Origin of the sequence: Halalkaliarchaeum sp. AArc-CO (assembly GCF_024972735.1) — an archaeon.
In the GTDB taxonomy this organism is placed as follows: Archaea; Halobacteriota; Halobacteria; order Halobacteriales; family Haloferacaceae; genus Halalkaliarchaeum.
The window spans coordinates 2,269,270-2,293,289 of the sequence record NZ_CP087723.1 but is presented as its reverse complement, the minus strand read 5'-3'; the positions used below and the strand labels follow the sequence as shown (position 1 = coordinate 2,293,289).

The window sequence follows — 24,020 nt, the reverse complement described above, 5'->3', positions numbered from 1 at the left end:
CGTTTTCGACGAAACCGACGCCCGACGCTCGGAGCGCAAGTTCTATCGGGTGGGTGTGAGTACGGGCCCGTATGGACTGGCCACACGATCCCGACGGTGAGGAGGGTAGCGAAGGAATGCGGAAGTACGGCCACGCAGTGATCGCAAAGAAGGTCGACGAGGAGGAGGATTTTCCCCTCTCCAAGGAGGCGTTCCTCGAGGAGTACGGCGACGACCCGATCCGGATCAACCACGAGCGGGTGGTCGCGTTGCGGGACATCTTCGAACACGTCGAACAGGAGGAGTTTGCGGACTTCGTCGAACTCCACAGGGCAGTCGGGAAGGCGATGCGAGCGGGCGGCTTCTGGGACTACGAGGGCGCCGAAGCGTTCGTCGGCGGGGACGCCTGAAACCACTACTCAGCTCCGAGTGAGCGCTTTTTCGGCGGTTTGGCCTCCGGAACTTTGATATGGCGTGTCGTGAATCCTCCCGATACAGGAATGGCAGTAATTTGGCTGGACGACGTTCGAGCCGACGACGTGGAAACCGTTGGCGGCAAGGCCGCTTCGCTCGGCGAACTCACCGACGCGGGGCTGCCCGTGCCGCCGGGCTTCGTCGTCACCGCCGGAACGTATCGGCGCTTCATCGAGGGGGCCGGCATCGAGGAAGAACTGTTCTCCGCCGTGGATGTCGACCCCGAGGACTCCGCCGCGCTCAGAGAGGCCGCCGAGACCGCCGAGGAGCTGATCACGGGGACGGAGATCCCCGAAGACGTCGCTACGGAGATCCTCGAGGCGTACCGGAGCTTCGGCGGCGAGGAGGAGGAGGCGTTCGTCGCAGTCCGGTCGTCGGCAACGGCAGAAGACATGCCGGACGCCTCGTTTGCCGGCCAGCAGGAGACGTTTCTCAACGTCCGCGAGGACGCCCTCCTCGAACGGATCAGGGACTGCTGGGCGTCGCTTTTCACCCAGCGGGCGATCTACTACCGCAACCGCCAGGGGTACGACAACGAGTCAGTCGACATCGCGGTCGTCGTTCAGCGGATGGTCGACGCCGAGAAGTCCGGCGTCATGTTCACGAGTCACCCCTCCACCGGCGAGCCGGAGGCGGTCATCGAGTCCGCCTGGGGGCTCGGTGAGGCGGTCGTCTCGGGGTCGGTGTCGCCGGACAACTACGTGTACGACCGTCGGACAGACGAGATCCTTGATGTAACCGTCGCCGACAAGAAGACGAAGATGTGCAAGGATCCTGACACCGGGGAGACGGTCGAAGTCGAAGTCGAGGAGGACCGCCGGACCGAGCGCGTCCTCTCGGACGCGGAGATCGAACGGCTCGTCGAGATCGGAGAGCGGGTAGAATCTCACTACGGTGGACCCCAGGACGTCGAATGGGCGATCGTCGGCGACGATGTGTTCATGCTGCAGTCCCGACCGGTCACGACGATCGCGGAGTCGGAAGGCGGTTCACGAGCCGATTCACACCGCGACGTGGAGGATCGGGATCAGGGATCGCTCGATCCGATCGAGGGGAGGTCGAACGGTGGAAACGGGAGACACGACGAGGGCAACGAGGGCCCGAACGGCGACGGCGACGTCCTGTTGAGCGGTCTCGGTTCCTCGCCGGGGATCGTCAGCGGGACCGTCCGGATCGTCACGAAGCTCGATCATCTCGATTCCGTGGCGGAAGGTGACATCATCGTCACCGAAATGACAATGCCGGACATGGTGCCGGCGATGAAACGCGCCGCCGGGATCGTCACCGACGAGGGCGGCATGACCAGCCACGCCGCGATCGTCTCCCGCGAGCTCGGTGTCCCGGCGGTCGTGGGCACCGGCTCGGCCACCCGGACGCTCTCGAACGGCCAGCAGGTCACCATCGACGGCGACAAGGGGACTGTCCGGGAGGGTACAGACGAGGAGGCCCAGCTAGCAGCGGAGTTCGAGCCCACCGAGGAGGTCCGGCCACAGACCCCTGTCAAACCGATGACCGCCACCGAGGTGAAGGTGAACGTCTCGATCCCCGAGGCGGCCGAGCGCGCGGCAGCCACCGGGGCGGACGGCGTCGGACTCCTCAGGATCGAGCACATGGTGCTGTCGCTGGGGCAGACGCCCGAACGTTACATCCAGCGAAACGGACGACGCGCGTACGTCGACGAGATCGTCGACGGCATTCGCGAGGTCGCCGAGGAGTTCTATCCCCGGCCAGTTCGCGCGCGGACGCTCGATGCACCCACCGACGAGTTCAAGGAACTCGAGGGGGGCGAGGACGAGCCCAACGAGCACAACCCGATGCTCGGCTGGCGGGGGATCCGCCGGAGTCTGGACAAACCGGACGTGTTCCGGGCGGAGCTGGCGGCGTTCCGGCGCCTTTACGACATGGGCTATGACAACGTCGAGCTGATGTTGCCGCTCGTGAACGACGCCGCCGACGTCGAACGCGCGAAGCAACTCATGCGCGAAGAGGGGATCGACCCGAACGCACACACCTGGGGCGTGATGATCGAGACGCCCGCCAGCGCGCTCCGGATCGAGGAGCTGGTCGAGACTGGCATCGACTTTGCCTCCTTCGGGACGAACGACCTCACCCAGTATACGCTCGCAGTCGACCGCAACAACGAGAAGGTCGCCGACCGGTTCGACGAGCTCCACCCTGCAGTGCTGGATCTCATCGGATCCACCATCCGAACGTGTCGGGAACACGACGTCGCGACGAGCATCTGTGGACAGGCCGGCTCGAAACCGGAGATGGTTCGGTTCCTCGTCGAGGAAGGGGTCTCTTCGATCTCGGCGAACATCGACGCCGTGCGTGACGTTCAGCACGAGGCAAAGCGGGTCGAACAGCAGTTGCTCCTGGATTCGGTGCGGTAGGTCTCCGCTTCCTGACTTTCTTTCGGTATCTTCGACAGCCTGACTGGGTAGGTGTCGAGACTATGTGTTTCGGTACCAAACCGGGTGTATGAGCAGTAGTCAATCCACCGACCGCAGCCGCGAACTCGCCGACCTGTTCGTCGCCGTCACTGGTGACGAACGCGTCACGGAGCCACAACAAGAGAACTACGACCGCGAAATTAGGGGCGAAAACCGGATCGACGAGGCCGTCCGGGACGGCCTCGAGGACGCCATCGCGGGTGCGGAACCGAATCCTGGTGACCCCGGTAATCCCGACGACGCAGGCGACTGAGTCCGCGGCCGATCCTTCCGTACCTGCATCGACCCGTGTCTCCGCGTCGAACGTGCACACAGCGACAGCCTTATGAACATAAACGTACATTGATGGACATAGATGGTAAAAACAGAGGAAGGGCTCGCATCCGAAGTCCGGTCGATTCTCGCGTCGGCCCGCACCCGGGAACCGTCCGACTCCGGGCCTTCCGGGGGCGACCGGATCGCGGTCGACGCGCGACCCGTGGCCGACGCGTTCGCCGCGGCAGCGGCCGACGGTCGGGTGCCGATCGTCGCGGAGGTAAAGCCGACGAGTCCGACGACGGAGGGGGAACGAACGGACGACCCCGTTGAACTCGCGCGGGCGATGGTCGAAGGTGGCGCCGCCGCGATCTCGGTGCTCACGGAACCCGACCACTTCGGCGGGAGTCCCGAGGCACTTGCGCGGGTCCGGGAGGCGGTCGACGTGCCGGTGCTCCGGAAGGACTTCCTTTTGTCGCCCGCACAGCTCGACGCCGTCGAGGCCGACCTCGCGCTGTTGATCGCGCGGTTCCTGGGCGATGATCTGCCCGAAATGATCGAGGCGACCCGCGACCGCGGGTTCCAACCGCTCGTGGAGGTCCACGACACAGACGAACTCGAGGACGCGCTCGAGGCGGGCGCGGAGATCGTCGGCGTGAACAACCGAGACCTCGGACGGCTCGAGGTGGACCTGGGGACGTTCGAGCGCGTGGCACCGGCGGTTCCCGACGACGTGACGCTGATCGCCGAATCCGGCGTGTCGACACCCGCGGACGTCAGGCGGATGCGGGCTGCGGGCGCGGACGCACTGTTGGTCGGCTCGGCGATCATGGACGGCGATCCCGCGGAGAACACCCGGCGGCTCGCTGCCGCCACCGAGGAGCAGACATGACCGACGCAACCCACAGCGACGACGAGAACGCAGCGGACGACGGCAGTTTCGGCCGGTACGGCGGCCAGTACGTTCCCGAGGCGCTGATGCCGGCGCTCGAGGAGCTCGAGGACGCCTACCGCCGGTACGTGCTCGAAAACGAGGACGACTTTCTGGAGGAGTTCCACCGCCGGCTCGACGACTTCGGCGGCCGGCCGACGCCGCTCCAGCGTGCGGACCGCCTCTCCGGGCGGTACGACACCGAGGTGTATCTCAAGCGCGAGGACCTGCTCCACGGCGGGGCACACAAGTTGAACAACGCCCTCGGACAGGTGCTTCTGGCGAAGTACATGGGTAAAGACCGGATCATCGCCGAAACCGGCGCCGGCCAGCACGGCACCGCGACCGCGATGGCTGCGGCGCATCTGGACATGCCCTGTACGATCTACATGGGCGAGACTGACATCAACCGCCAGCGCCCGAACGTCTTCCGGATGAAGATAAACGGGGCCGAGGTACAGCCCGTGACCACCGGCCGCGGGACACTCAAGGAGGCGATCTCCGAGACCATGCGCGACTGGGCGGCGACCGTCGAGGACACCCACTACGTGATCGGTTCCGTGGTGGGTCCCCACCCGTTCCCGTCGATGGTCCGGGAGTTCCAGGCGGTCATCAGCCGGGAGGCACGGTCGCAGGTACAGGAGAAAACGGGACGGCTCCCCGACGCCGTGCTCGCGTGTGCCGGCGGCGGGTCGAACACCATGGGCTCCTTCGAGGCGTTTCTCGGCGACGAGGACGTGGATCTGTACGCAGTCGAGGCGGGCGGCTCCTCGCTGTCAGTCGACGAGGAGGCGGGCGTCGCGCCCAACTCGGCGACGCTGTCGACCGGTGGAGAGGGTGTGCTTCACGGCGCGCGGACGAAACTCCTCCAGGATCGTCACGGTCAGATCATGGAGTCTCACTCCGTGTCGGCGGGACTCGATTACGCCGGCGTCGGCCCCGAACTGGCAGCGCTCGCAGACGAGGGGCGGGTGACCGCCACGAACGTCGACGACGACGCCGCCCTCGAGGCGTTTCACCGACTCTCGACCGACGAGGGGATCATCCCGGCGCTGGAGACTGCCCACGCGTTCGGTTACCTCGAACAACAGCGGGACGACCTCGGCGACCTCGTCGTCGTCACCGTCTCGGGGCGGGGTGACAAGGACCTCGAGACGGTGATCGAGGAAACCGAGAAACGCGACATCGGGAACGCCCCGGACATGTCGCTGTTCTCGGGAGGACTGCGATGAGTCGAGCGGATGGATCCGGGGCTATCGGGACGGTCGCCAACGACGCGGCGCTCGCGGCTGCCTTCGGGGGCGAACCGGCGTTCGTGCCGTACCTTGCGGTCGGTGATCCGGACTACGAGTCGTCGCTCGCGTACGTCGAGGCGCTGGCGCGCGGCGGTGCCGACGTGATCGAGCTCGGACTGCCCTTTTCGGAACCGATCGCCGAGGGACCGACGATCCAGGGGGCGATCGTCCGGGCACTCGAGGGGGGGATGACCCCCGAGCGCTTCTTCGCGTTCGTCGAGGAGCTCGACGTCGACGTCCCGCTGGTCTGTATGACCTACTACAACCTGATCTACCAGTTCGGCCGCCACCCGGCGTCGGAGCGCGAGGACGGGGGCGGTCCGAGGGCGTTCGTCGAGCGCGCCGCCGAGGCCGGGCTCTCGGGGTTCGTCGTCCCGGATCTCCCCGCCGAGGAGGCCGGCCCGTTGCGGGAGGCGTGCGACGAGTTCGGGCTGGACCTGATCTTCATCGTGGCCCCCACGACCCGGGGGGAGCGACTCGACCGGATGCGCGAGCTCGTGTCAGGCTACGTCTACGTCCAGGCCAGGCTGGGAACCACTGGCGCCCGGGCTGACGTCTCCGACCAGACCGAAGAAAGCCTCGCGCGGGTCGCCGACTGGGAGGTGCCCAAGGCGGTCGGCTTCGGGATCGCCGACGGCGAGCAGGCCGAACGGATCGTCGCAGCCGGCGCCGACGGGATCATCGTCGGCTCCGCGCTGGTGGACATCGTCGCCGAAGGGGTCGAGAACGGTGACGCCGCCGACGACGTCGCCGATCGCATCGAAGCGAAGGCCCGCGAACTGAAGGCCGGTGCAACGCGGGGGCAAAAATGACGCAACCCCCGCCGGGACCGCAACGGCCTTACGCGAGCGTGCTTCGCAAGCTACATACCGACGATTGATACACTCTAACATACGAACGATGAACCCGGGAATCGACGCGCGGCTCACACGGATTTCGACGGACGGACGGTACCTGATCGTCCCGATGGACCACGGCATCACCATGGGGGCGGTAAAAGGGCTGAAAGACATCGAATCGACGATCGACGCGGTGACGGCGGGTGGCGCAGACGCCGTGCTCACCCAGAAGGGGATCGCCCCTCGCGTCCATCCGAACAAAAACGACGCGGGCTACGTCGTCCACGTGAACGCCTCGACGACGATCGGCCCCGACGAAAACGACAAGCGAATGACCGGCACGGTCAGGGACGCCGTCCGTGCGGGAGCCGACGCGGTGTCGATGCATCTCAACGTCGGCTCGACGTACGAGCCGAAACAGATCGAGGATCTCGCGGAACTCACGACGGAGGCGGCAGACCTGGGGATTCCGGTGCTCGCCATGGCGTACGCCAGGGGTCCCGGCGTCGACGAGTCGGATCCCGAGGCGCTGGGACACGCGGTGCGGCTGGCGGAGGAATTGGGGGCCGACGTCGTGAAGACGGGCTACTCCGGCGACGGCGGCTCGTTTATCCACGTCACGGAGTCGACTCGACTGCCGGTCGTGATCGCCGGCGGCTCGAAGGGGACCGATCGGGAGACCGTCGAGATGGTGCGGGGAGCGATGGACGGCGGCGCCGCTGGCGTCTCGATGGGACGGTCGATCTTCCAGCACGACGACCCGGGGGCGATCGCACGGGCGGTCTCCGCGGTCGTCCACGACGACGTCGGGGTCGAGGAGGCCCTGCGGCAGGGTGGCTTCGCTGGCGGCGAGTGAGACGGAACTCGAGTCGTCCCGTCGCTACCGTTCGCTACTCCTCGCGGGTCTTGATGTCCGCCGAGAGACCCTGCGCCATCTCGATTTCCCTGGAGTTGTTCAGCGTCCAGGCGGTGCGTTCGGTGACGGCTTCGATCACCTCGCGGGCGCTGGGGTAGCCGTTCCCAGACTTCTTCACCCCGCCGAATGGGAGCTGGACCTCCGCGCCGATACACGGCAGGTTGCCGTACGCGAGACCGACCTCCGCGTGATCGCGGTAGTGGTTGATCTGGCGGTAGTCCTCGGAGATGACCGCGCCCGCCAGCCCGTAGTCGGTGTCGTTGTGGATCTCCATCGCGCGCTCGATGTCACCCTCGTATTCGAGCAGCGCCACGTGGGGACCGAATACCTCCTCGTGGGTGCACCGGAGGTTCTCGTCGGGGTCTGCTTCGTAGACGAACGGCCCGACCCAGTGACCGGCTTCGTGGCCCTCGGGAATCTCCTCGGGCTCCAGTTCGGTTCGGTCGACGAGCACGTTCACGCCCTCGTTCCTGGCGAGTTCGTTGTACTTGGTCACCTTCTCGACGTGGGCTTCCTCGATCAGCGGGCCCATGAACGTGTCCTCGTCCAGCGGATCACCGACGGCGACGTCCTCCGCGACGTCGACGAACCGCTCTTTGAACTCGTCGTACACGTCGGTGTGGACGATCAGGCGCTCGGAGGAGACACAGCGTTGGCCCGTGGTCTTGAACGAGCTCATCACTGCCGAGTGGACGGCGACGTCGAGATCGGCGTTTTCGGTGATCACGATCCCGTTTTTCCCGCCCATCTCGCAGGCAGCCTGCTTCTGGGGATCGGCGGCGACCTTCTGGGCGACCTCGTGGCCGACCTCCGCCGAGCCGGTGAAAAGCACCGTGTCGACGGCGTCGTGGTCGACGATCGCCGCGCCGGCGTCGCCGAAGCCCTGCACCATGTTGAACACGCCCTCGGGGATGCCGCTGTCCTCGAACATCTCGGCGATGACCTGGCCACACCACGGCGTCTGTTCGGCGGGCTTCCAGACGACGGTGTTGCCCTCGACCAGCGCGACGGCCATGTGCCAGAACGGGATCGCCACCGGGAAGTTCCACGGCGTGATGCAGCCGACCACGCCCCGCGGCTTGCGCCGCATGTAGGCGTCCTTTTCGGGGATCTCCGATGGCACGACGTCGCCTTTCGGGTGTCGGGCGTCCCCGGCGGCCCACTCGACCATGTGGGCGGCCTCGACGACATCGGCTCTCCCTTCGCTGATCTCTTTTCCGTTCTCCTTGGTGAGGATCTCGCCGAGTTCGTCGGTCCGTTCCCGGAGTTCGTGATAGATGTCCCAGAGATACTCCGCACGGTCGATGTGGGACATCTCTCGCCACTCCTCGAACGCCTCCCCGGCGGCCCGCGAGGCTTGGTCGACGTCGGCGGGCGTTCCGCGCCGGAACTCCCCGAGCGTCTCCCCTGTCGCGGGGTTTACGCTTTCGAACGTCTCCTCGCCGGCGCCGTCGGTCCACTCGCCGTCGATGTAATGTGTGTACGGGTCGGACATGTATCCGTACGGAACGGCCGCCGAGACAAAAAGGCATCTCCCCCTGGCCCAGTGTCCCCGTGCTGAAACCGAAAGCAGTTACCTCTTCCGGGGGTTCTTTCCAGTATGGAACCGGTCACGTACGAGCCGATCGGCGTCGTCGAATCGACGTTTTCGAAGCCGGAGGAGGTCCCGCGTCCGTCCGAGGAGTTCGTCGACGCCTCCGGAACGGTCCACATCGAGCCCCAGTACGAGCCCGGGCTGAAGGGGCTCGAAGAGTTTTCACACGTTGTGCTCGTCTCGCATTTGCACCGGGTCGAGGAGACGCGACTCCGGGTCACCCCGATCGCTTCACGCGGGGAGGTGGGGATCTTCGCCACCTCGGGTCCCGTCCGACCGAACCCGATCGGCACGTCGATCGTGGAACTGGGGGGAATCTCCGGGACGGAGCTTTCGGTTTCGAACCTCGATCTCGTCGACGGGACGCCGATCCTCGACATCAAGCCGTACGCCCCGAAGATGACGGATCTGGACGAACTGGAGATCGGGTGGATGGGTTAGTCGCGCCGTTCGGCACCGCCGTCGGTGCGAGGCGACGGGATGGCGCCGCTTTCCGATCCGGTGGTGTCGCTTCCCAGGTGCCGGTGAACCGACTCGACTCCGTCCCCGAGAACTTCCCCGATTCCGTCCATGTACGCGATCCGTTCCAGGAGTTCGAGAAGTGTGTTCCCGTCGCTCCAGTCGTATGCCTCGAGGGAGTCGATCGTGACGGTGACGGCAGCCTCCACCCGCCCGGCGTCGAGGCCGTACTGTCGACAACGACGGCGCATCTCGGCTGCCGTTTCGGGGGTGGCCTCCGGGAAGGACCACACGGTACCGTGGCCGGACTGGTTGTCGCTGACCGGGACGCCGCCGTCGACGACGATCGCTTTCAGGCGCTTTGCGCCCATAACTGCGCCGAGCCCGTCCCCTTCCGTGGGGCAGTCGCCGTCGTGAACGATCTCTGCGATCTTCACGAAGTTCTCTCCGGCCGGACCGACGCACGCACACACGCCACCGTCGGCGGTCAATACTCGTTCGCATTCGTCGACTTTGGCACCCCAGAGGTGAGTCGTTTTGGCGAGCCGGGCGGTTCCGTCCTCGACGACGAGCGTCGTCAACGCGTCTGCCCGTCCGCGGACGACGATCCCGGCGTAACCGGCTCGCGTTAACGACGTTCCGAACCGTCCCTCGACCCACGATCCTCCAGGATCACCGGTCCGGGGTGAGACGCCCCCGACCCAGTGACGGGCGTCGTCAGAACTGTTCGTTTCGGCAGACGTGTCCACGGCGAACACCAACACGCTGTTCTCGTCGAACGGGAAGCATTCGGACGGCTGTTCCTCCTGCAGAAGACGCAACCCGAGCTCCCGCCCACCCAGAACCTGTCCAGCCCTGGTTTTTGGAACCTCGTACGGCGACAATTCTTCGTTCGTGAGGTCGACCTCGAGAACGTGTCCGTCCGGGAAACGCGAGTCAGTCATGCGGTCACCCGCTTTTTCAGGCCAACATCCCGAACGAGCTCTTCGAACAGCTCTTCGAGTTCCGGAAACGAGAGGTTCCGGGTCGACATGATCAGGTGTTTGGCGTCGTACTCGTTCCAGTCGTCCGCGGCGACTTCGAGGTCGCTTTCGGCGGTCATCTCGGCGTATGTCGTCCCTGGATACGGGGTCGTAAACGCGATCGAAATGTCGGCGCCGAGTTCGCGGATCTCCCTCATGAACTCGGCCTGCTGTCGGATCGACGACTCCGTGTCGTCTGGGTGGGGGAACATAAACGAGGCGAGCACGTCCATGTCAAACTCTGCGGCCGCCGACACCGCCTCCCGGGCCTGATCCAAGGTGATGTTTTTCCCTGTAGCGTCGAGAATTTCCTGGGAACCCGTCTCGACGCCGAACTGGATGCCCGAGCAGCCGGCGTGGGCTAACTGTTCAAGCAGTTCCCGATCGACGAGGTCGACCCGGGTCGAACATGTCCAGTCCCACGGGAACGGCGCCTCGATCGCCTCCAGTCGGTGGGTCAGCTCCAGGACGGCGTCCCTCCGGAGTGTGAAGGTGTCGTCGGCAAAGTTGATCTGTCGGAGCCCGTGATCGACAAGCAGGTGTTCGACCTCCTGTGCGACTGCCTCCGGGTTGCGGAACCGCCGTGCTCGGTCGACCCAGATGCTGTTTACCGCACAGAAGTGGCAACTGAACGGACACCCCCCTCTCGAAAAGAGGACGTTTCCGGGTTTTTCGTACAGTTCCAGCGGGAAGAGGTCCCTGGCGGGCCACGGTAACTCGTCGGGGTTTTCGATCATCGACCGCTCGGGGGTCGCCACGACGTTACCGTCTGCGGACACATACGCGAGTCCGGGAACCTCCTCGATCTCGGCGACCAGTTCGTCCTGGTCATTATCGTCGCGTCCGACCAGCACGCTTGCCAGATCGCGCATCGCGTACTCACCCTCCCCCCGGACGACGTAGTCGACGGCCGGTTCTATCGCCGTTTGCTCGTAGGTAACCGACGCGTGGGGACCGCCCATGACGACGGCGGTCGTCGGCGCTTCCGCCTTCGCGAGATCAGCGATCTCTAGCCCGTTCGGGTACGTCTCGGTGTGAGCCGAGATTCCCACCATCGCCGGTGACTCTCGCGAGACGACGCGCCGGATCAGCTGCGGGTTCAACCCGGTCACGTTCAGATCTCGCGCCGACACGGAGTAGCCTGCGTCTCGAAGGACAGCTGCGATGTAGCCGAGCCCCAGTGGGGGGTGCAGGCCGGCGTGGGCACTCCCGCGAGGTTGCTCCACCGGCGCGTTGAACAGCAGGACGTCGGTCATGTGTTTGTGGGTGGATCGGCGCTCACGGGTTCGGCGGTTCCTTGGATTCCGTCCCGCCGTCGGTTCGCCGCTGAACGTTCCAGCGCGGGAGCTTTTCACGGACGTAGTCGGCTGGCATCCATCCTGTCACTTGCGAGCGCAACATCGCCCAGTGGGACGGCATCAGCGTGATCGCCACGTGTGCCAGCAAAAACAGGATGGTAAACAGCGCGAACAGTTCGTGAAGGAACGTCGAGGCTGCCCGTACGCTCCCCGAGACTGCGGCGACGTAATCCAGCGCCATCAGGACGCCCGTAATCGTCATGATTCCCACGAGCGCGCCCCACGCGAGGTAACTTACCTTCTGAATCGGTTTGTACTTGTCAGCCTCGGGCGCGTCGGTCATCCCGAGATAGTGTCCGACGTCTCGAACCGCCTTTCGGAAGTCGCTGGCTTCCGGGACGATCTCTCGGTGAGCGCCCATAAACAGCGCCGAGACGTGATAGGAGACCGCGAACACGAGCAGTCCAGTACCGACCCAGTGGACGTTGAGCGCGAGTCCGACTGTTTCGGTCGTGCCTGCCAGCCGCGGAACGAACAGGAAGCCGAGCCAGATCCCCGACAGCACCAGCAGGATCATACCGACAGTTGCGACCCAGTGTTCCAGGAACGCCCCGAAAGCGGCGTGCCGCTGGATGAACCCGTCACGTTCGGGGGGATCCTCGGACAGTTGTTTGGACTTCTCCGAGGTGCCGTAGACGGCGCCGAAGATCAGTCCGAGCGCGATCGCTGCCGGTATCATCCACGCCTGGCTCTCGAAGAGAATCTCGTAGAAGTACGTCCCAGCCTGGTAGGGCTGCCAGAGGTACAGCTGGGCGGCTGCCTCCGCGAGCAGGAATCCGAGGACTGCCACCACGAGCAGCCCACCGACGATTAGCGGACGTCTCCAGTTCATCATGTCACCTCCGTCGCCTGCTCGAGGCGACGTTCGAGCAACGGTTGGACGGCTTGCGCCTCGTCTTTGAAGTTGTCGTGTATTGCGATCTCGCGTCGAATTGCATCGGCGAGTTCCTGATCGCCGTGGACTGATTCCAGCCACTCGGCGAGTTCTTCGAAGTCGACGTAGCGGATCGACGCACTCGAGCCGTGTATCTGGAGTGACTCTTTGTCGTCGACGCCGACGAACGTCGAAATCGACTCCAGGGAGTAGAGTCTCTCTTTCGTGTTCCCCTTGTGTCCGTGCATGTCGATGCCGACGAACCGGTCTTCGAAGTCGACCTTCCGCATCAACCGCTTTGCGAGCTCCTCACCTGGTGGGGGTAGTTCGGACATCACTGATCACCCGGGGAGTTTCCCTTCGCCCTCGAGCTCGTCGGCCACGTGGCCGAGATTCAGTTCTTCGAGGGTTTCTCGAGTAGGACGTCCGGTTTCAGTGTCCCAGCCTTCCTCCTGGTAGTATAACGTCTTGAACTCCTCGACCTTCCCACGATCGAGCTTTCGCCCACCTGTGTCGATGTACTCCCACTCGCCGTCGACCTTCGCAGGGAGGTAGTAGGGACCAGGTGCCGGCTCCTCGTAGTTGTACGCTGCGAACTCCTCGTCGTCGCGGTGCCGGCCCTGAAGCGTCCAGATCGACCGTTCGAGGTTCCAGATACGGCGGCCGATCTCCATTCCTTCTTCGAAGGTAATGTCCATACCTGTAACTGCGTTGAGGAACCGCTCTTCGCCTTCGGGTGTGATTCCGGACTTGTCGTCGGTGTAAGGGCTAGTGAAGTCTGCAAACGCCCAGTCACAGAACAGTGCGCTCTGCTTGTAGAACCGACTGTAATGCCGGTGCCAGGAGTTTCGCTCTGCAGCCACCTCGGAGTAGATTGCTCCGTCGCTGTAGTCGGGAATGACGTTGTGAGGGGGCGTGCTCTCTTCGATAATATTCGCGAGCTCTTCCGCCGAGACTGGCGGTTCCTCGCCGGTCAGGATCGATATGTGGGGCTGCCAGTAAACGTGCCAGTTGAAGTCGTGTTCGTTGACGTCCCTGGCGCCGAGTATCGTCGCGTATCCCCATTCGACTTCGGTTCGAGCGTCGTAGTGCTGTGGGTATCCCCATGCAAAGAGTGTGAGCAGTCCCGATTCGAGATCTTGCTCCAGCCGGCCCCACTCTTCGGCTGCCCTGGCGTTGCCTTCTGCGAGGGCTTCGCCGATCCCTTCGCGGTCGATGATCTTCTGGACGAGTTCCTCGACGAAACTCGCCTCCCCGAGGGAGTCCCAGGGGAGGTCGGCCTCGATTTCTCCGTCTTCACCGAGAACGCCCTGCTCGTGAAGCGCCTCGAGCCACGGGAGTCCCGCGTTCAGGGTGTACGCGTTGAACCCCATCTGCTGGACGATGTCCGCTGCTTTAGCCGTTTCAGCGGTCGTCTCTCCGTGTTTTGCGGAATCAAAGCCGGAGTAGTACACTGCCTCCACGCAGGAACTTTCGTTCCCGTGAGAGCTCGAGGTTCGTTTGCGACACGTGTTGTGACATCCGACACAGCCCTGGGGCCGTGCCTTCGTTTCGACGACGCCTCCGAGATCCCCTTCGCCAGGAGATCGGCTGAACGAGTAGAAGTCCCGCACTTGTGGGATATCCTCGTCGTGATCGTACGAATACTCGCGCTGGGCCCACAGACGTGCTTCAAGCAGCTCTGCAGGGTCGGCGATTTCGATGCTGCCCGTTCCGAGAACGCTGATCGCCTTGAAATTCTTCGAGCCGAGGACACCACCGAAACCGGCGTTGCCAGCGCCGTTGCCGGCGTCGTGTTGGACGGTCGCCATTCGTATCTCGGCCTCGCCCGCAGGACCGATACAGGCGACGGCGGGCTTCTGTGTCGTCCGTCCGGAGTCACGGGTTTCGTCCACCTGGTTCCAGCCGCGCTGGCCGACTTCGCTCCAGATTTCCGCCTGTGCTTCCCAGGTACCGAGTCCCCAGAGGTCGCTGGCGTCCCGAATTTCGAACTGATCGTCCACGACGTTCACCCAGACGGGTTCGTCGGCGGCGCCCTGGATGATGACGCCGTCGTATCCGGCGTACTTCAGCATCGAGGCGAACCGCCCACCGAAGTTGCTCCGGTTGAACCACTCGGTGGGATACGGCTGCGGGCTGATTCCCTGAATCTCCGTCCTGGCGGACGCTGCGGGAACGCCGGTACCCGCAAGCGGGGAGGTCATCATCGTGATGACGTTGTCGGGATCGAAGGCGTCGATCGTCTTGTCCTCGACCCGATCGTAGAAGATGGCGGTTCCCATCCCGTGACCGCCGACCCACTCTTCGTACTCGCTGGTGTCGATAGTGCTTATCTCGCGGTTCGTTAGATCGATGTCGAGGATTTTTCCGGCGTGTCCTTTCATAGGGCATCACCTGCGTAGAGACCGAGTTCTGCCCACTGTTCGTCCCGGAGGTTGATCTCGTAGGCACCGGGTCCGACCTGTGCGGGAATCTGTTCGGTAAACTTGATGGCGTCGACGGGGCAGGTTTCCACACAGGCCTGCGAGCCGTCGGGGCCGCCCTCTTCGTTCCAGTGGGGGGTGTCAGCACAGAGATCGCACTTTTTGGCCGTCTGGCTGTTCACGTCCCAGGTGACACGGGAGGGGTCGTACGGACAGGCCTCGATACAGCGCTCACAGCCGATGCATTTGTCCTCGTCGACGAACCTCACGTTCCCTGTCTCTTCGTCGGCGTGGAGCGCGTCCGTCGGGCACGCTTCCGCACAGGCGGGATACGTGCACTGCCGACAGTGATTCACGTCGATGTCGTCCGGGAATCCTTTAAATGGACTTTCGACGATCTGAATCCGCGACTGTGAGAGGCTCGCTTCGCCGTCGTGACCGACCGAACACGACAGCATGCAGCTTTGACAGCCCGCGCATTTCTCCGGATCGATCAACAGGTATCCCTCGGAAGCCGGCATCGCCGCCGCGACGTCGCCGGTGTCTTCGTTTCGCAACGCGAGAAAGCCGGCGGACCCACCGGCCGCTGCCGCACCCACTCCGACGGCGGCTCCTTTCAGGAAACTTCTCCTGGACGTATCATCTCCTGGAACTGTTCCTTCGTCCGGTTCTGGGGGTTGATTTCCCATACCAAGTGGTAGGATATCGACGGGCGAAACGGTGACTCTTCTAGAGATAAGTACTTTATATGAAGAAGTATATAAACAATCTACTGTTTTAATACTGCTGTTTAAATTATCCAAAAGGATTGCACATCTACGTATCCGTCTTCGTTTGATGGTCTACACGAGGATCTGGCAAACACGTTCGCTATCTGCTGTACAGGACAGTTACGTTCCGATTTCTTCTTCCACTCGGTCTTCCCGTCCGTTGTCAGTTGCGAACAACTGCTGGAACAGTTTGTTCTCACCGGCCCGCAACCGCTGAGAGAGTGCCGACTGGGTGATATCGAGCTCCGAGGCCACCTCCGAGAGTGTGGTCTCGCGCGGCTGCTCGTAGTAACCTGCATCGGAGACGCGCTGGATCGCTTCCTTCTGTTTTTCGGTCAGCTCTGAGAGGTCGATGGTACGTGACTGGTAGTCGACGACATCGCTCGGGTTTTTGATCCCGTTGTCGCTGATGCGCCGTACGGCCAGGTTTTCGGTGTGGTCAGACAGCTCTTCGAGGAGATCTGTCGCCTGCTCTCGGGAGGAGAGAAACGTCGTCACCAGGCAGCTGTCCCTGTCGACTCCGGTCACCGTCGGCACGCAGCCGTGTTCCGCGAAGACATTTGCGGGACAGTTACAGCCCGCTTTTTTGAACGTGTGAAACGTCTTCTCGTCCCCTTCGTCGGTTCGATAGACGATTTCACAGTAGAATCCACCGTGCGTCGGATGTTGGTTGACACTCACGATCTCTCCGTCGAGTTTGTGTATCTCGCACGATTTTGGTGGGGTCACCCTCAACTCGAGCTTTAGGTCCCGTTCTGGGTGGAGTGCGGATGACATAATTTGAATGGGCGGGTTATTCTTTACGTGTATTTATTACCACCCCTGTACATACGCGTCTCCCTTAATCCGTTCCGGTTTTAAATAACATAACAAATAATGGGATATTCGGGTACAGTCTCTCCTCTCGGGACACTCGCCCTGTCGCACAAAACCGCACAGTGAACCGAACCTCGGCCGTCAAAACAGCTGTAACAGGAAGATCACCGTCAGCACGACCGCGATGAGGGCGAACCCGTACGACTCGATACCGTGTTCTTTCGGATGTTTCTCGTGGGTTTCGGGCTTTAGTCGCCTGTAGAAGCCGAACCAAAGGAAGAACACGCCGCCGCCCAGATACATCACGTCCGGGAACCCGAACTGGAGCGGGTAGAAGACGGCGTACTCGACGAGCCACAGTATCCCCAGGTAGACGAACACGTAACTCACGAACCGGCCCGGTTCCATACCGCCTGCTACTTGGTGGCCACTAATAAACGTACGCGAGTTGCGGCTGGCCATCCCGCCGGAGGTTTCCGGTTGCTACAGGCTTTTCCCTGAACCCACCAACGCTACACTGATGACACAGCCAATCGAGGAGATCGATCTCGACTTCGTCCCGCTCGGCCGAACCGGCATCCACACGAGCGAACTGCAGTTCGGTACCTGGCGATTCGGCAGGGAGACCGAAGAGGGGAACGTGGAGATCGGAAAAGAGCGCGCCACGGAACTGCTGGACGCCTACGAGGCCGCAGGCGGCCGGTATATCGACACCGCCGACGTCTATGGCGGCGGCGACAGCGAGCGGTGGATCGGCGAGTGGCTCGACGGGCGCGACCGCGAGCGGTTCACGATCGCCTCCAAGATCTACTGGCAGATCCGCGAGGGCGACCCCAACAGCCGTGGAACCAACCGGAAGAACGTCCGCCACCGGATCGACGCCCTGCTGGACCGGCTCGACACCGACTACGTCGACGTGCTGTACATCCACCGGTGGGACGACGCGACGACCACTCGCGAACTGATGAAGACCCTGAACGGCCTCGTGGAGTCGGGCAAGGTCCACTATCTGGGCGCCTCGACGATGCGGCCGAACGCCTGGAAGGTGGCCCGGGCGAACGCGATCGCCGACAGCGAGGGATGGGAGCCGTTCACCGTGCTCCAGCCCCGGTACAACCTCGTCGACCGGGAGATCGAAGGCGACTACCTGGAGATGGCCCGACAGCGCGGCCTCGCAGTCTGCCCGTGGAGCCCGCTCGGCCAGGGATTTTTGACCGGCAAGTACAGTCGCGAAGACGGTCTCGACGGCGAGTCCCGGGTGGCGGAGTCGAGCCGGTTCCGGGAGGCGTATCTCACCGAGGAGAACTTCGATCTCCACGAGGAACTCGACGCCGTCGCCGCGGAGATCGACGCGACGCCGGCCCAGACCGCCCTCGCGTGGCTGATCCACCGCGAGGGCGTCACCGCACCGATCGTGGGCGCCCGGACGGTCGATCAGCTGACCGAGAACCTCGCGGCGGCGACGATCGACCTCACCGCTCAGCAGATCGACCGACTCACCGAAGCCAAAGCCGGACCGTACGACGCCCTATAAAAGCGAGGGCCGCGCCAGATGAGGGCCTGTAGTCGCTCTCACCGTCCGTCAGGCTACCGTGGCGTCCCGTCCGCTCGTTTTTCGAGTTCCCCCTTCAGGGCCGTCGTGTCGAACTCGTGGTCCGGTCGGATGGCGACGAAGTCCAGGAACCGCCGCGCCGCGAGCAGCTCGTCCGTCGAGTAGGCCGACAGCGCGGCGTCGATCGTCGCCCGGGAGCCGACGACCGGCTCCAGCGCCGCGAGCGCGCTCGCGAGATCGTACGCCCGGGCGTCCTCTCGGGCGTCGTCGCTGACGCTCGTGGCGTCGATGAAGTACAGTTCTCCGTCGAGCACGAGCACGTTTTCGGCTCTGAGATCCCCGTGGGCCAGTCCTGCGTCGTGAAGCGTCCGCAGCGAGCCGAACAGCTGTACTGCGGCGTCCCGCGCCTCCTCGCCGTCGAGTCGATCCAGCGGCCGGAACTCCGGGAGGTACTCGAGCACCACCACGCCGAGCCCGTCGACCTCGACGGCCTCGATCGGCTCGGGTGCATTGATCCCCAGCTCGCGCATCCGCCGGGTCGCTTCGAGTTCGTGTTCCGCCATCTCGTAGGGGGTTTTGAACCGCTCGAAAAAGCCCTCCGTCCCGGCCGAGAAGGCCCCCAGGTTCCGTCCGGTCGTAAATAGGGTGTGAACGAGGGTGTTCTGTCGCGAGATCACCTTCACGAACAGGTCCTCGTCGAGCACCATCGGCGTCGAGAGCCAGTTGTCCGCCTCCAGGAACCTGACGTGCACGCAGTCGCGGTCGTACCGCTCTGCCAGCTCCACCGCGACCGCCTCCAGCCGTGGCCAGTCGAGGCGGCCACGAACCAGGCGGCGAAGTTCCATCACGTCGGTACGACGTGCTCGGAAGGTATAAATCGCACCGAACGCGGGAGGGCCGCGTCGATCGGCGGGCTATTACGATCGTTCGGCGTCGACCGGCGGTCTATCACGGTCGTTCGGGGTATTTATGCGCCCGGACGCGAACGTGAACGTATGGACTTCGAGCTGCCGGCGGAACACCGGATGATCCGCGACACCGTCAGGGAGTTTTGCGAAGCTGAGATCGAGCCGATCGCGGACGAAATCGAGGACGACCACCGGTTTCCAGCGGAGATCTTCGAGCAGCTGGGCGAACTCGACGTACTGGGGGTTCCAATCGGCGAGGAGTACGGCGGACTAGGCGGCGACCAGCTCATGTACGCGCTCGTGACCGAGGAACTGGGCCGGGTTTCGGGCGGGATCGGGCTGTCGTATGCGGCCCACGTCTCGCTCGGGAGCAAGCCGATCGAGCTGTTCGGCACCGACGAGCAGAAACGGGAGTGGCTCGAGCCACTCACGTCCGGCGAGAAGCTGGGGGCGTGGGCGCTCACCGAACCGGAATCCGGCTCCGACGCCTCCGACATGGACACGACCGCCCGGAAGGAGGGCGACGAGTGGGTGCTGAACGGGACAAAGCAGTTCATCACCAACGCCACCGTCGCAAACAGCGTGCTCGTGAAGGCGGTCACGGACCCCGAGGCGGGCTACGACGGGATCTCCACGTTCATCGTGTCGCCCGAGGACGACGGCTTCGAGGTAACGACTGTCTGGGAGAAGATGGGGCTCAACTCCTCGCCCACCTGCGAGATCTCCCTCGACGGCGTCCGACTGTCAGCAGATCGACTGCTCGGCGAGGAAGGCGAGGGCTGGAAACAGACGATGAAGACGCTGGACGGCGGTCGGATCTCGATCGCGGCGCTGTCGACCGGGCTCGCACAGGGTGCCTTCGAGGCGGCGAAAGAGTACGCCACACAGCGGGAGCAGTTCGGCCAGCCCATAAGCGAGTTCGACGCGATCCGCGACAAGCTGGTCGACATGCACCGGAAGACCGAACGTGCGCGACTGCTCACCCACCGGGCAGCCGCGAAATACGACAGCGGCGAGCGGGTCACCCGCGAGTCGGCGCTCGCGAAGCTCGACGCCAGCGAGGCCGCAAGGGAGGTCGCCGAGGACGCGGTGCAGGTGCTGGGCGGCTACGGCTACACCGAAGAGTTCGCCCCCCAGCGGTTCTACCGGGACGCGAAGCTAATGGAGATCGGCGAGGGGACAAGCGAGATCCAGCACCTCGTCATCGGCCGGGAACTCGGGCTATAGACGTCCGGGCGCGGTCGAGGCGAGGTCGGGGAAGCGACGTTACAGGAAGCCGCCGTCAGCGAGCCGGTCGACCGCCTCGCGCAGTCGCTGTTCGCTTGCGGCATACGAGATCCGCGCGTAGCCGGGCGCGTTGAACGCCCCGCCGGGCACCGTCGCCACGTGGGCGTCCTCGAGAGCGTCCATGCACCACGACTGATCGTCGTCGTCGACGGGTATCATCATATAAAAGGCCCCGTCCGGGACGGCGACGTCGACACCGTGATCGTCGAACAGGTCCACGAGCAGGTCGCGCCGCGCTCTGAAGGCGTCGCGCATCTCCGCGACCGCGTCGTCGGTGTCCTCGAGCGCCTCGATCCCGGCGTGCTGGACGAAGTTCACCGCACACGACACCGAGTGAGAGTGGAGCTTGCCCGCCTGCGAGATCAACTCTTCGGGGGCACACAGGTAGCCGAGACGCCACCCGGTCATCGAGTACGCCTTCGAGAAGCCGTTGATCGTCACCGTTCGGTCCGCCATCCCGTCGATCGTCGCAAGCGGCGTCGGATCCGCGTCGTAGGTGATCTGCTCGTAGATCTCGTCGGAGATCACCGTCACGTCGTGTTCGACCGCGAGGTCGCGAACCCCTTCGAGGGCGGCGTCGGAGTACACTGCGCCCGTCGGATTCGATGGGGAGTTGACCACGAGCAGCTCGGTGTCGTCCGAGACTGCAGCCCCGAGTTCCTCGAGTGCAGGTTCCAGCTGGAAGTCGTGCGGCGCGAGGTCGACCCGCTCGAGGTCGGCGCCGGCCATCTTCGCCATCGCCTCGTAGGAGACCCACGCCGGATCGAGCAGGACGACCTCGTCGCCGTCGTCGACGACCGTCTGGAACGTCTCGTACAGCGCCTGCTTCGCGCCGGGCGTGACGATGAGGTTCTCCGAGCCGCAGTCGATGCCCTGGCCGGTCAGCTTGTCGACGATCGCCGACTTCAGCCCGGGGATGCCACTCGATGGCGTGTAGCCGGTGTGGCCGGCGTCCATGGCGGCCTTGCCCGCCTCCACGATGTTTTCGGGGGTGTCGAAGTCCGGTTCGCCCACCGAGAGGTCGACGACGTCGGCGCCGTCGGCCTCCAGTTCCGACGCGAGATTCGACACGGCGAGTGTCGCGCTGGGTTCGACCCGCTCGACGCGGGCGGCGAACTCGTCGCTCATGCTTTCACCCCAGCCATGTCGACGGCGGCGTCGACGGCTTCTGCGCCCTTGTCGATCCGTTCTCTCGCTTCGGCACCCGACATCCCCGGGCCGCTGACGCCGAAGGTAACCGGCGTGTCCCGGTCGAGACTCACCTCCGTGAGTCCCTGGGCGGTCGCGTCGGCGATCACCCGGTCGTGGTCGGTGTCGCCGGTGACGATCGCACCGACGACAGCGACCGCGTCGACCGCGTCCCGGCGCGCGAGCCGGTCTGCAGCCAGCGGCGAGTCGTACACGCCGGGAACATACACCGTCTCCGCGACGGTCGCGCCGCGCTCCTGTGCGGCCGAATTCGCCGCCGTCTCCATCTGTTCGGTCACTTCTGCGTTGAACTGTGCCACCACGAGTCCGAGCGTTACCATGTCCGAACGACGCAGTGCAGCGATCATAGAACTACCGTTCCCGTCAGGTTCTCCCACTCGCTGGGAGCACCCTCCTCGTCACCGGTTGGTCCCCGTCCGTCGCCGCCGCGGAACACAAACGTTGTATTCCCCCGGGCGGATTTCCGGACATGCGCCCCGAGCGGCTACGCGACGTCGACCGGAGGCTCCTGTCGCTGTCACTCGTCGTCGTCGCAGCGCTGTTCGTCCGGTTCGTCGGCCTCGGGACCCGCGTGTTCCACTGGGACGAGGGTCGCGTGGGCTACTGGACCCTCCGGTACGCGGACTCGGGGATCTTCGAATACAACCCGATCATTCACGGGCCGTTCCTCCCGCTCGTAAACTCGACGGTGTTCGATCTACTGGCGCCGACGGACGCCGTCGCTCGGCTGGTCGTCGCCCTCGTCGGCGGCCTGCTTCCGCTTGCGGCGTGGCTGTTTCGGGATCATCTCGACGACCTCGAGGTTGTCGCGCTGGGACTCCTGCTCGCGTTCAATCCCGTTCTCGTCTACTACGGGCGGTTCATGCGCAACGACGTCCTCGTGGCGGCGTTTTCCGTGTTCGCACTCGGGTTCGCGATCCGTGCGATTTCGACCCGGGACGTGCGTCGGCTGTATCCGGCCGTCGCGCTCGTCGCGCTCGCGTTCACGACGAAGGGCAACGCGCTGCTGTATCTGCTGTGTTACGCCGGCGCGACGGCACTGGTGGTGGATCACCTGCTCGTTCGGGCCAGGAGGGAGGACCGATCGATCCGGGGCACCGTCCGCGGGTGGCTCGCGGACATCTGGCGGACGCTCCGTCATTCAGCAGGTGGTGAGGACGGGTCCACGCAGCCACAACTGGCGACGCACCGTCGAACCGTCGCCTGGACCGCCGGTCACGCGGTCGGTCTCGCGATCACCTTCCTCGCGATCGTCGTCTGGTTTTTCGCCCCGCGGCCGACGCTGTGGGCGGCGCTTTCGGACCCGTCGCTTCTGCCGGGCGTGTTTCAGGAGGCGACGGCCGGGAGCGCCCGCGAGCTCGTCGACCTCTGGATGACCGGCGACATGCAGGAACACGACTACCTGGAGTACGCCTTCGGGCTGGCGTCGACGATGGCCAACGCCGCGGCTGTCGTCTCGGTGTTCGCCGTGGTGGGAATGGCTGTCGACACTCTCGGGGGTCGAAACCGGCTGTTCGTCGCCTTCTGTTTCTACTGGGGGATCGCGAGTTTCGTCGGCTACCCCGCGGCGACGGACATCGAGGCCGGCTGGACTGCGACCCACGTCGTCGTCCCGTTGACGGTGCCCGCCGCCGTCGGGCTCGCGTTCGTCGCCCGGGAGTTCCTCGCGGGGATCGACGTGGCGGCGCTCCGGGATCGGCTCCGGGGTGGATCCGGTCGGATCGTCTCAGAGGACACCGTGGCGGTTTCGCTCGCGGGGATTTTGCTTTTGGGCGCTCTCGCAGGGGTGCTCGTGCCGACGGCGACGTACTGGAACTCGACGAACCCGGACCACACCGAGCTCGTCCAGTACGCCCAGCCGCAAAACGATCTCCGGGAGTCCCTCGACGACGTCGAGGCGATCGTCGCCACTCACGAGGACGGCCCGGACGTGCTGTTCGTCGGTGCCGACCACTCCACACGCGGGTCGACGTTTTACGTCGCAAACGAGTCGGACAACGACCAGAAACCCGCCGGTTCCGGGTGGTACGACCGGCTCCCGCTCCCGTGGTATCTCGAACGCGCAGGCGCCGAGGTGGAAAGCAGCGCTCCCGACACCGATCCCGCCGAAGTCGCCGACGGCGCGCCTCCGGTCGTGATCGCTGTCGCCGAGGACCGCGAGGCGCTTTCCCCACATTTCGACGGCTACGTCGTCCGCGAACACGAGGCCCGGCTGTGGGGCTTCCGGATCGCGATCTTCCTCGATGAAGACGCGCTCGCGTCCGCGGCTCGACCCGTTCCGTCTTGACTCTCACAGCCCGACGAACATATCAGAAAGACATTTATTACTGATAGTACTATATCTATTTACACATAAATATCGACATCGACTTCTCGTGATGGCCGAGGTGGACAGACGATCTTCCGAACAATTTCTGCTCTTAGTTCATAACTTACGGGTAAAGTTATAACCGTAGATTCGATACTACCACAACCTGCGGGCTAGCTCGGCTGAATTACGGTAGTGGGTCACGTCCGATTTCCGGATTTGAATTAAATAGTAATAATAATATTATGATATGAAAAGTTACTATTCGTCCGTTTTCGTCGGATCCACGGCGAGAGCT

At 64.2% G+C, this 24,020-nt stretch carries 23 protein-coding genes; 11 read left to right on the top strand and 12 right to left on the bottom strand.

The window, feature by feature from the left end; genetic code table 11:
• Positions 1 to 71: 71 nt before the first annotated feature.
• The 7 genes from AArcCO_RS12050 to AArcCO_RS12020 all read left to right on the top strand — a co-directional run bounded on the left by AArcCO_RS12050 (position 72) and on the right by AArcCO_RS12020 (position 7,082).
• The gene (locus AArcCO_RS12050) at positions 72 to 389 is read left to right on the top strand and encodes a DUF5785 family protein (protein WP_259533760.1); all 318 of its coding nucleotides are present in this window, start codon (positions 72 to 74) and stop codon (positions 387 to 389) included.
• Positions 390 to 479: 90 nt separating this feature from the next.
• Positions 480 to 2,846, top strand: coding sequence for a phosphoenolpyruvate synthase (gene ppsA / locus AArcCO_RS12045; protein ID WP_259533759.1), 2,367 nt, complete (start codon positions 480 to 482; stop codon positions 2,844 to 2,846).
• Positions 2,847 to 2,934: 88 nt separating this feature from the next.
• Entirely contained in the window at positions 2,935 to 3,159 is a 225-nt protein-coding gene (locus AArcCO_RS12040; protein ID WP_259533758.1) for a hypothetical protein, read from the top strand.
• Between the two features lie 102 nt (positions 3,160 to 3,261).
• Positions 3,262 to 4,053, top strand: coding sequence for an indole-3-glycerol phosphate synthase (trpC, locus tag AArcCO_RS12035; protein ID WP_259533757.1), 792 nt, complete (start codon positions 3,262 to 3,264; stop codon positions 4,051 to 4,053).
• Complete coding sequence (trpB, locus tag AArcCO_RS12030; protein WP_259533756.1) at positions 4,050 to 5,324, top strand: tryptophan synthase subunit beta; 1,275 nt, start codon at positions 4,050 to 4,052, stop codon at positions 5,322 to 5,324. Before trpC ends, trpB begins: the two co-directional genes overlap by 4 nt.
• Entirely contained in the window at positions 5,321 to 6,199 is an 879-nt protein-coding gene (gene trpA, locus AArcCO_RS12025; RefSeq protein ID WP_259533755.1) for a tryptophan synthase subunit alpha, read from the top strand. The genes trpB and trpA overlap by 4 nt, the downstream gene beginning before the upstream one ends.
• Positions 6,200 to 6,287: 88 nt before the next feature.
• On the top strand, positions 6,288 to 7,082 hold the full coding sequence (locus tag AArcCO_RS12020) for a 2-amino-3,7-dideoxy-D-threo-hept-6-ulosonate synthase (RefSeq protein WP_259533754.1): 795 nt from the start codon (positions 6,288 to 6,290) through the stop codon (positions 7,080 to 7,082).
• Between the two features lie 34 nt (positions 7,083 to 7,116).
• Here the strand turns inward: AArcCO_RS12020 and AArcCO_RS12015 are convergent, their stop codons facing one another.
• Complete coding sequence (locus AArcCO_RS12015) at positions 7,117 to 8,637, bottom strand: aldehyde dehydrogenase family protein (RefSeq protein ID WP_259533753.1); 1,521 nt, start codon at positions 8,635 to 8,637, stop codon at positions 7,117 to 7,119.
• Positions 8,638 to 8,742: 105 nt separating this feature from the next.
• Between AArcCO_RS12015 and tsaA the strand changes: the two genes are divergently transcribed.
• Entirely contained in the window at positions 8,743 to 9,177 is a 435-nt protein-coding gene (gene tsaA / locus AArcCO_RS12010) for a tRNA (N6-threonylcarbamoyladenosine(37)-N6)-methyltransferase TrmO (RefSeq protein ID WP_259533752.1), read from the top strand.
• Here the strand turns inward: tsaA and AArcCO_RS12005 are convergent.
• From AArcCO_RS12005 to AArcCO_RS11970, 8 genes are all read right to left on the bottom strand, one after another.
• Entirely contained in the window at positions 9,174 to 10,139 is a 966-nt protein-coding gene (locus AArcCO_RS12005) for an aldehyde ferredoxin oxidoreductase N-terminal domain-containing protein (RefSeq protein ID WP_259533751.1), read from the bottom strand. The two genes, tsaA and AArcCO_RS12005, sit on opposite strands and share 4 nt — an antisense overlap.
• Positions 10,136 to 11,473, bottom strand: coding sequence for a B12-binding domain-containing radical SAM protein (locus AArcCO_RS12000; RefSeq protein WP_259533750.1), 1,338 nt, complete (start codon positions 11,471 to 11,473; stop codon positions 10,136 to 10,138). Before AArcCO_RS12000 ends, AArcCO_RS12005 begins: the two co-directional genes overlap by 4 nt.
• A 22-nt stretch (positions 11,474 to 11,495) precedes the next feature.
• Positions 11,496 to 12,407, bottom strand: a complete 912-nt coding sequence (locus tag AArcCO_RS11995; protein ID WP_259533749.1) for a cytochrome b/b6 domain-containing protein — start codon at positions 12,405 to 12,407, stop codon at positions 11,496 to 11,498.
• Positions 12,407 to 12,784 (bottom strand): hypothetical protein, encoded by a 378-nt coding sequence (locus AArcCO_RS11990; protein WP_259533748.1) that lies wholly within the window; start codon positions 12,782 to 12,784, stop codon positions 12,407 to 12,409. The genes AArcCO_RS11995 and AArcCO_RS11990 overlap by 1 nt, the downstream gene beginning before the upstream one ends.
• A gap of 6 nt (positions 12,785 to 12,790) precedes the next feature.
• Entirely contained in the window at positions 12,791 to 14,833 is a 2,043-nt protein-coding gene (locus tag AArcCO_RS11985) for an aldehyde ferredoxin oxidoreductase N-terminal domain-containing protein (protein WP_259533747.1), read from the bottom strand.
• The gene (locus AArcCO_RS11980) at positions 14,830 to 15,561 is read right to left on the bottom strand and encodes a 4Fe-4S dicluster domain-containing protein (RefSeq protein WP_259533746.1); all 732 of its coding nucleotides are present in this window, start codon (positions 15,559 to 15,561) and stop codon (positions 14,830 to 14,832) included. The genes AArcCO_RS11985 and AArcCO_RS11980 overlap by 4 nt, the downstream gene beginning before the upstream one ends.
• A 201-nt stretch (positions 15,562 to 15,762) precedes the next feature.
• On the bottom strand, positions 15,763 to 16,323 hold the full coding sequence (locus AArcCO_RS11975; protein WP_259533745.1) for a helix-turn-helix domain-containing protein: 561 nt from the start codon (positions 16,321 to 16,323) through the stop codon (positions 15,763 to 15,765).
• 276 nt (positions 16,324 to 16,599) lie between these two features.
• Positions 16,600 to 16,866: a hypothetical protein gene (locus AArcCO_RS11970; protein ID WP_259533744.1), complete on the bottom strand. Its 267-nt coding sequence runs from the start codon at positions 16,864 to 16,866 to the stop codon at positions 16,600 to 16,602.
• Between the two features lie 112 nt (positions 16,867 to 16,978).
• Here AArcCO_RS11970 and AArcCO_RS11965 point away from each other — a divergent pair, with 112 nt between their 5' ends.
• Positions 16,979 to 17,992 carry an aldo/keto reductase gene (locus AArcCO_RS11965; protein ID WP_259533743.1) on the top strand — a complete coding sequence of 338 codons (1,014 nt, stop codon included), beginning with the start codon at positions 16,979 to 16,981 and terminating at the stop codon, positions 17,990 to 17,992.
• Positions 17,993 to 18,045: 53 nt separating this feature from the next.
• On the opposite strand, the gene AArcCO_RS11960 is transcribed toward AArcCO_RS11965, so the two are convergent.
• The gene (locus AArcCO_RS11960; protein ID WP_259533742.1) at positions 18,046 to 18,855 is read right to left on the bottom strand and encodes an RIO1 family regulatory kinase/ATPase domain-containing protein; all 810 of its coding nucleotides are present in this window, start codon (positions 18,853 to 18,855) and stop codon (positions 18,046 to 18,048) included.
• A 150-nt stretch (positions 18,856 to 19,005) separates the two neighbouring features.
• Here AArcCO_RS11960 and AArcCO_RS11955 point away from each other — a divergent pair, with 150 nt between their 5' ends.
• Complete coding sequence (locus AArcCO_RS11955) at positions 19,006 to 20,145, top strand: acyl-CoA dehydrogenase family protein (protein ID WP_259533741.1); 1,140 nt, start codon at positions 19,006 to 19,008, stop codon at positions 20,143 to 20,145.
• 39 nt (positions 20,146 to 20,184) lie between these two features.
• Here the strand turns inward: AArcCO_RS11955 and AArcCO_RS11950 are convergent, their stop codons facing one another.
• Complete coding sequence (locus AArcCO_RS11950) at positions 20,185 to 21,333, bottom strand: pyridoxal phosphate-dependent aminotransferase (protein WP_259533740.1); 1,149 nt, start codon at positions 21,331 to 21,333, stop codon at positions 20,185 to 20,187.
• The gene (ribH, locus tag AArcCO_RS11945; RefSeq protein WP_259533739.1) at positions 21,330 to 21,734 is read right to left on the bottom strand and encodes a 6,7-dimethyl-8-ribityllumazine synthase; all 405 of its coding nucleotides are present in this window, start codon (positions 21,732 to 21,734) and stop codon (positions 21,330 to 21,332) included. The genes AArcCO_RS11950 and ribH overlap by 4 nt, the downstream gene beginning before the upstream one ends.
• A 149-nt stretch (positions 21,735 to 21,883) precedes the next feature.
• Between ribH and AArcCO_RS11940 the strand changes: the two genes are divergently transcribed.
• Entirely contained in the window at positions 21,884 to 23,701 is a 1,818-nt protein-coding gene (locus AArcCO_RS11940) for a flippase activity-associated protein Agl23 (protein WP_259533738.1), read from the top strand.
• Positions 23,702 to 24,020 lie beyond the last annotated feature (319 nt).

Excerpts from the sequence above, each read along its gene's own strand:
- AArcCO_RS12050 (WP_259533760.1), top strand. The coding sequence starts at position 72 with ATGGACTGGCCACACGATCCCGACGGTGAGGAGGGTAGCGAAGGAATG.
- ppsA (WP_259533759.1), top strand. The coding sequence starts at position 480 with ATGGCAGTAATTTGGCTGGACGACGTTCGAGCCGACGACGTGGAAACC.
- AArcCO_RS12040 (WP_259533758.1), top strand. The coding sequence starts at position 2,935 with ATGAGCAGTAGTCAATCCACCGACCGCAGCCGCGAACTCGCCGACCTG.
- trpC (WP_259533757.1), top strand. The coding sequence starts at position 3,262 with ATGGTAAAAACAGAGGAAGGGCTCGCATCCGAAGTCCGGTCGATTCTC.
- trpB (WP_259533756.1), top strand. The coding sequence starts at position 4,050 with ATGACCGACGCAACCCACAGCGACGACGAGAACGCAGCGGACGACGGC.
- trpA (WP_259533755.1), top strand. The coding sequence starts at position 5,321 with ATGAGTCGAGCGGATGGATCCGGGGCTATCGGGACGGTCGCCAACGAC.
- AArcCO_RS12020 (WP_259533754.1), top strand. The coding sequence starts at position 6,288 with ATGAACCCGGGAATCGACGCGCGGCTCACACGGATTTCGACGGACGGA.
- AArcCO_RS12015 (WP_259533753.1), bottom strand. The coding sequence starts at position 8,637 with ATGTCCGACCCGTACACACATTACATCGACGGCGAGTGGACCGACGGC.
- tsaA (WP_259533752.1), top strand. The coding sequence starts at position 8,743 with ATGGAACCGGTCACGTACGAGCCGATCGGCGTCGTCGAATCGACGTTT.
- AArcCO_RS12005 (WP_259533751.1), bottom strand. The coding sequence starts at position 10,139 with ATGACTGACTCGCGTTTCCCGGACGGACACGTTCTCGAGGTCGACCTC.
- AArcCO_RS12000 (WP_259533750.1), bottom strand. The coding sequence starts at position 11,473 with ATGACCGACGTCCTGCTGTTCAACGCGCCGGTGGAGCAACCTCGCGGG.
- AArcCO_RS11995 (WP_259533749.1), bottom strand. The coding sequence starts at position 12,407 with ATGAACTGGAGACGTCCGCTAATCGTCGGTGGGCTGCTCGTGGTGGCA.
- AArcCO_RS11990 (WP_259533748.1), bottom strand. The coding sequence starts at position 12,784 with ATGTCCGAACTACCCCCACCAGGTGAGGAGCTCGCAAAGCGGTTGATG.
- AArcCO_RS11985 (WP_259533747.1), bottom strand. The coding sequence starts at position 14,833 with ATGAAAGGACACGCCGGAAAAATCCTCGACATCGATCTAACGAACCGC.
- AArcCO_RS11980 (WP_259533746.1), bottom strand. The coding sequence starts at position 15,561 with ATGGGAAATCAACCCCCAGAACCGGACGAAGGAACAGTTCCAGGAGAT.
- AArcCO_RS11970 (WP_259533744.1), bottom strand. The coding sequence starts at position 16,866 with ATGGAACCGGGCCGGTTCGTGAGTTACGTGTTCGTCTACCTGGGGATA.
- AArcCO_RS11965 (WP_259533743.1), top strand. The coding sequence starts at position 16,979 with ATGACACAGCCAATCGAGGAGATCGATCTCGACTTCGTCCCGCTCGGC.
- AArcCO_RS11960 (WP_259533742.1), bottom strand. The coding sequence starts at position 18,855 with ATGGAACTTCGCCGCCTGGTTCGTGGCCGCCTCGACTGGCCACGGCTG.
- AArcCO_RS11955 (WP_259533741.1), top strand. The coding sequence starts at position 19,006 with ATGGACTTCGAGCTGCCGGCGGAACACCGGATGATCCGCGACACCGTC.
- AArcCO_RS11950 (WP_259533740.1), bottom strand. The coding sequence starts at position 21,333 with ATGAGCGACGAGTTCGCCGCCCGCGTCGAGCGGGTCGAACCCAGCGCG.
- ribH (WP_259533739.1), bottom strand. The coding sequence starts at position 21,734 with ATGGTAACGCTCGGACTCGTGGTGGCACAGTTCAACGCAGAAGTGACC.
- AArcCO_RS11940 (WP_259533738.1), top strand. The coding sequence starts at position 21,884 with ATGCGCCCCGAGCGGCTACGCGACGTCGACCGGAGGCTCCTGTCGCTG.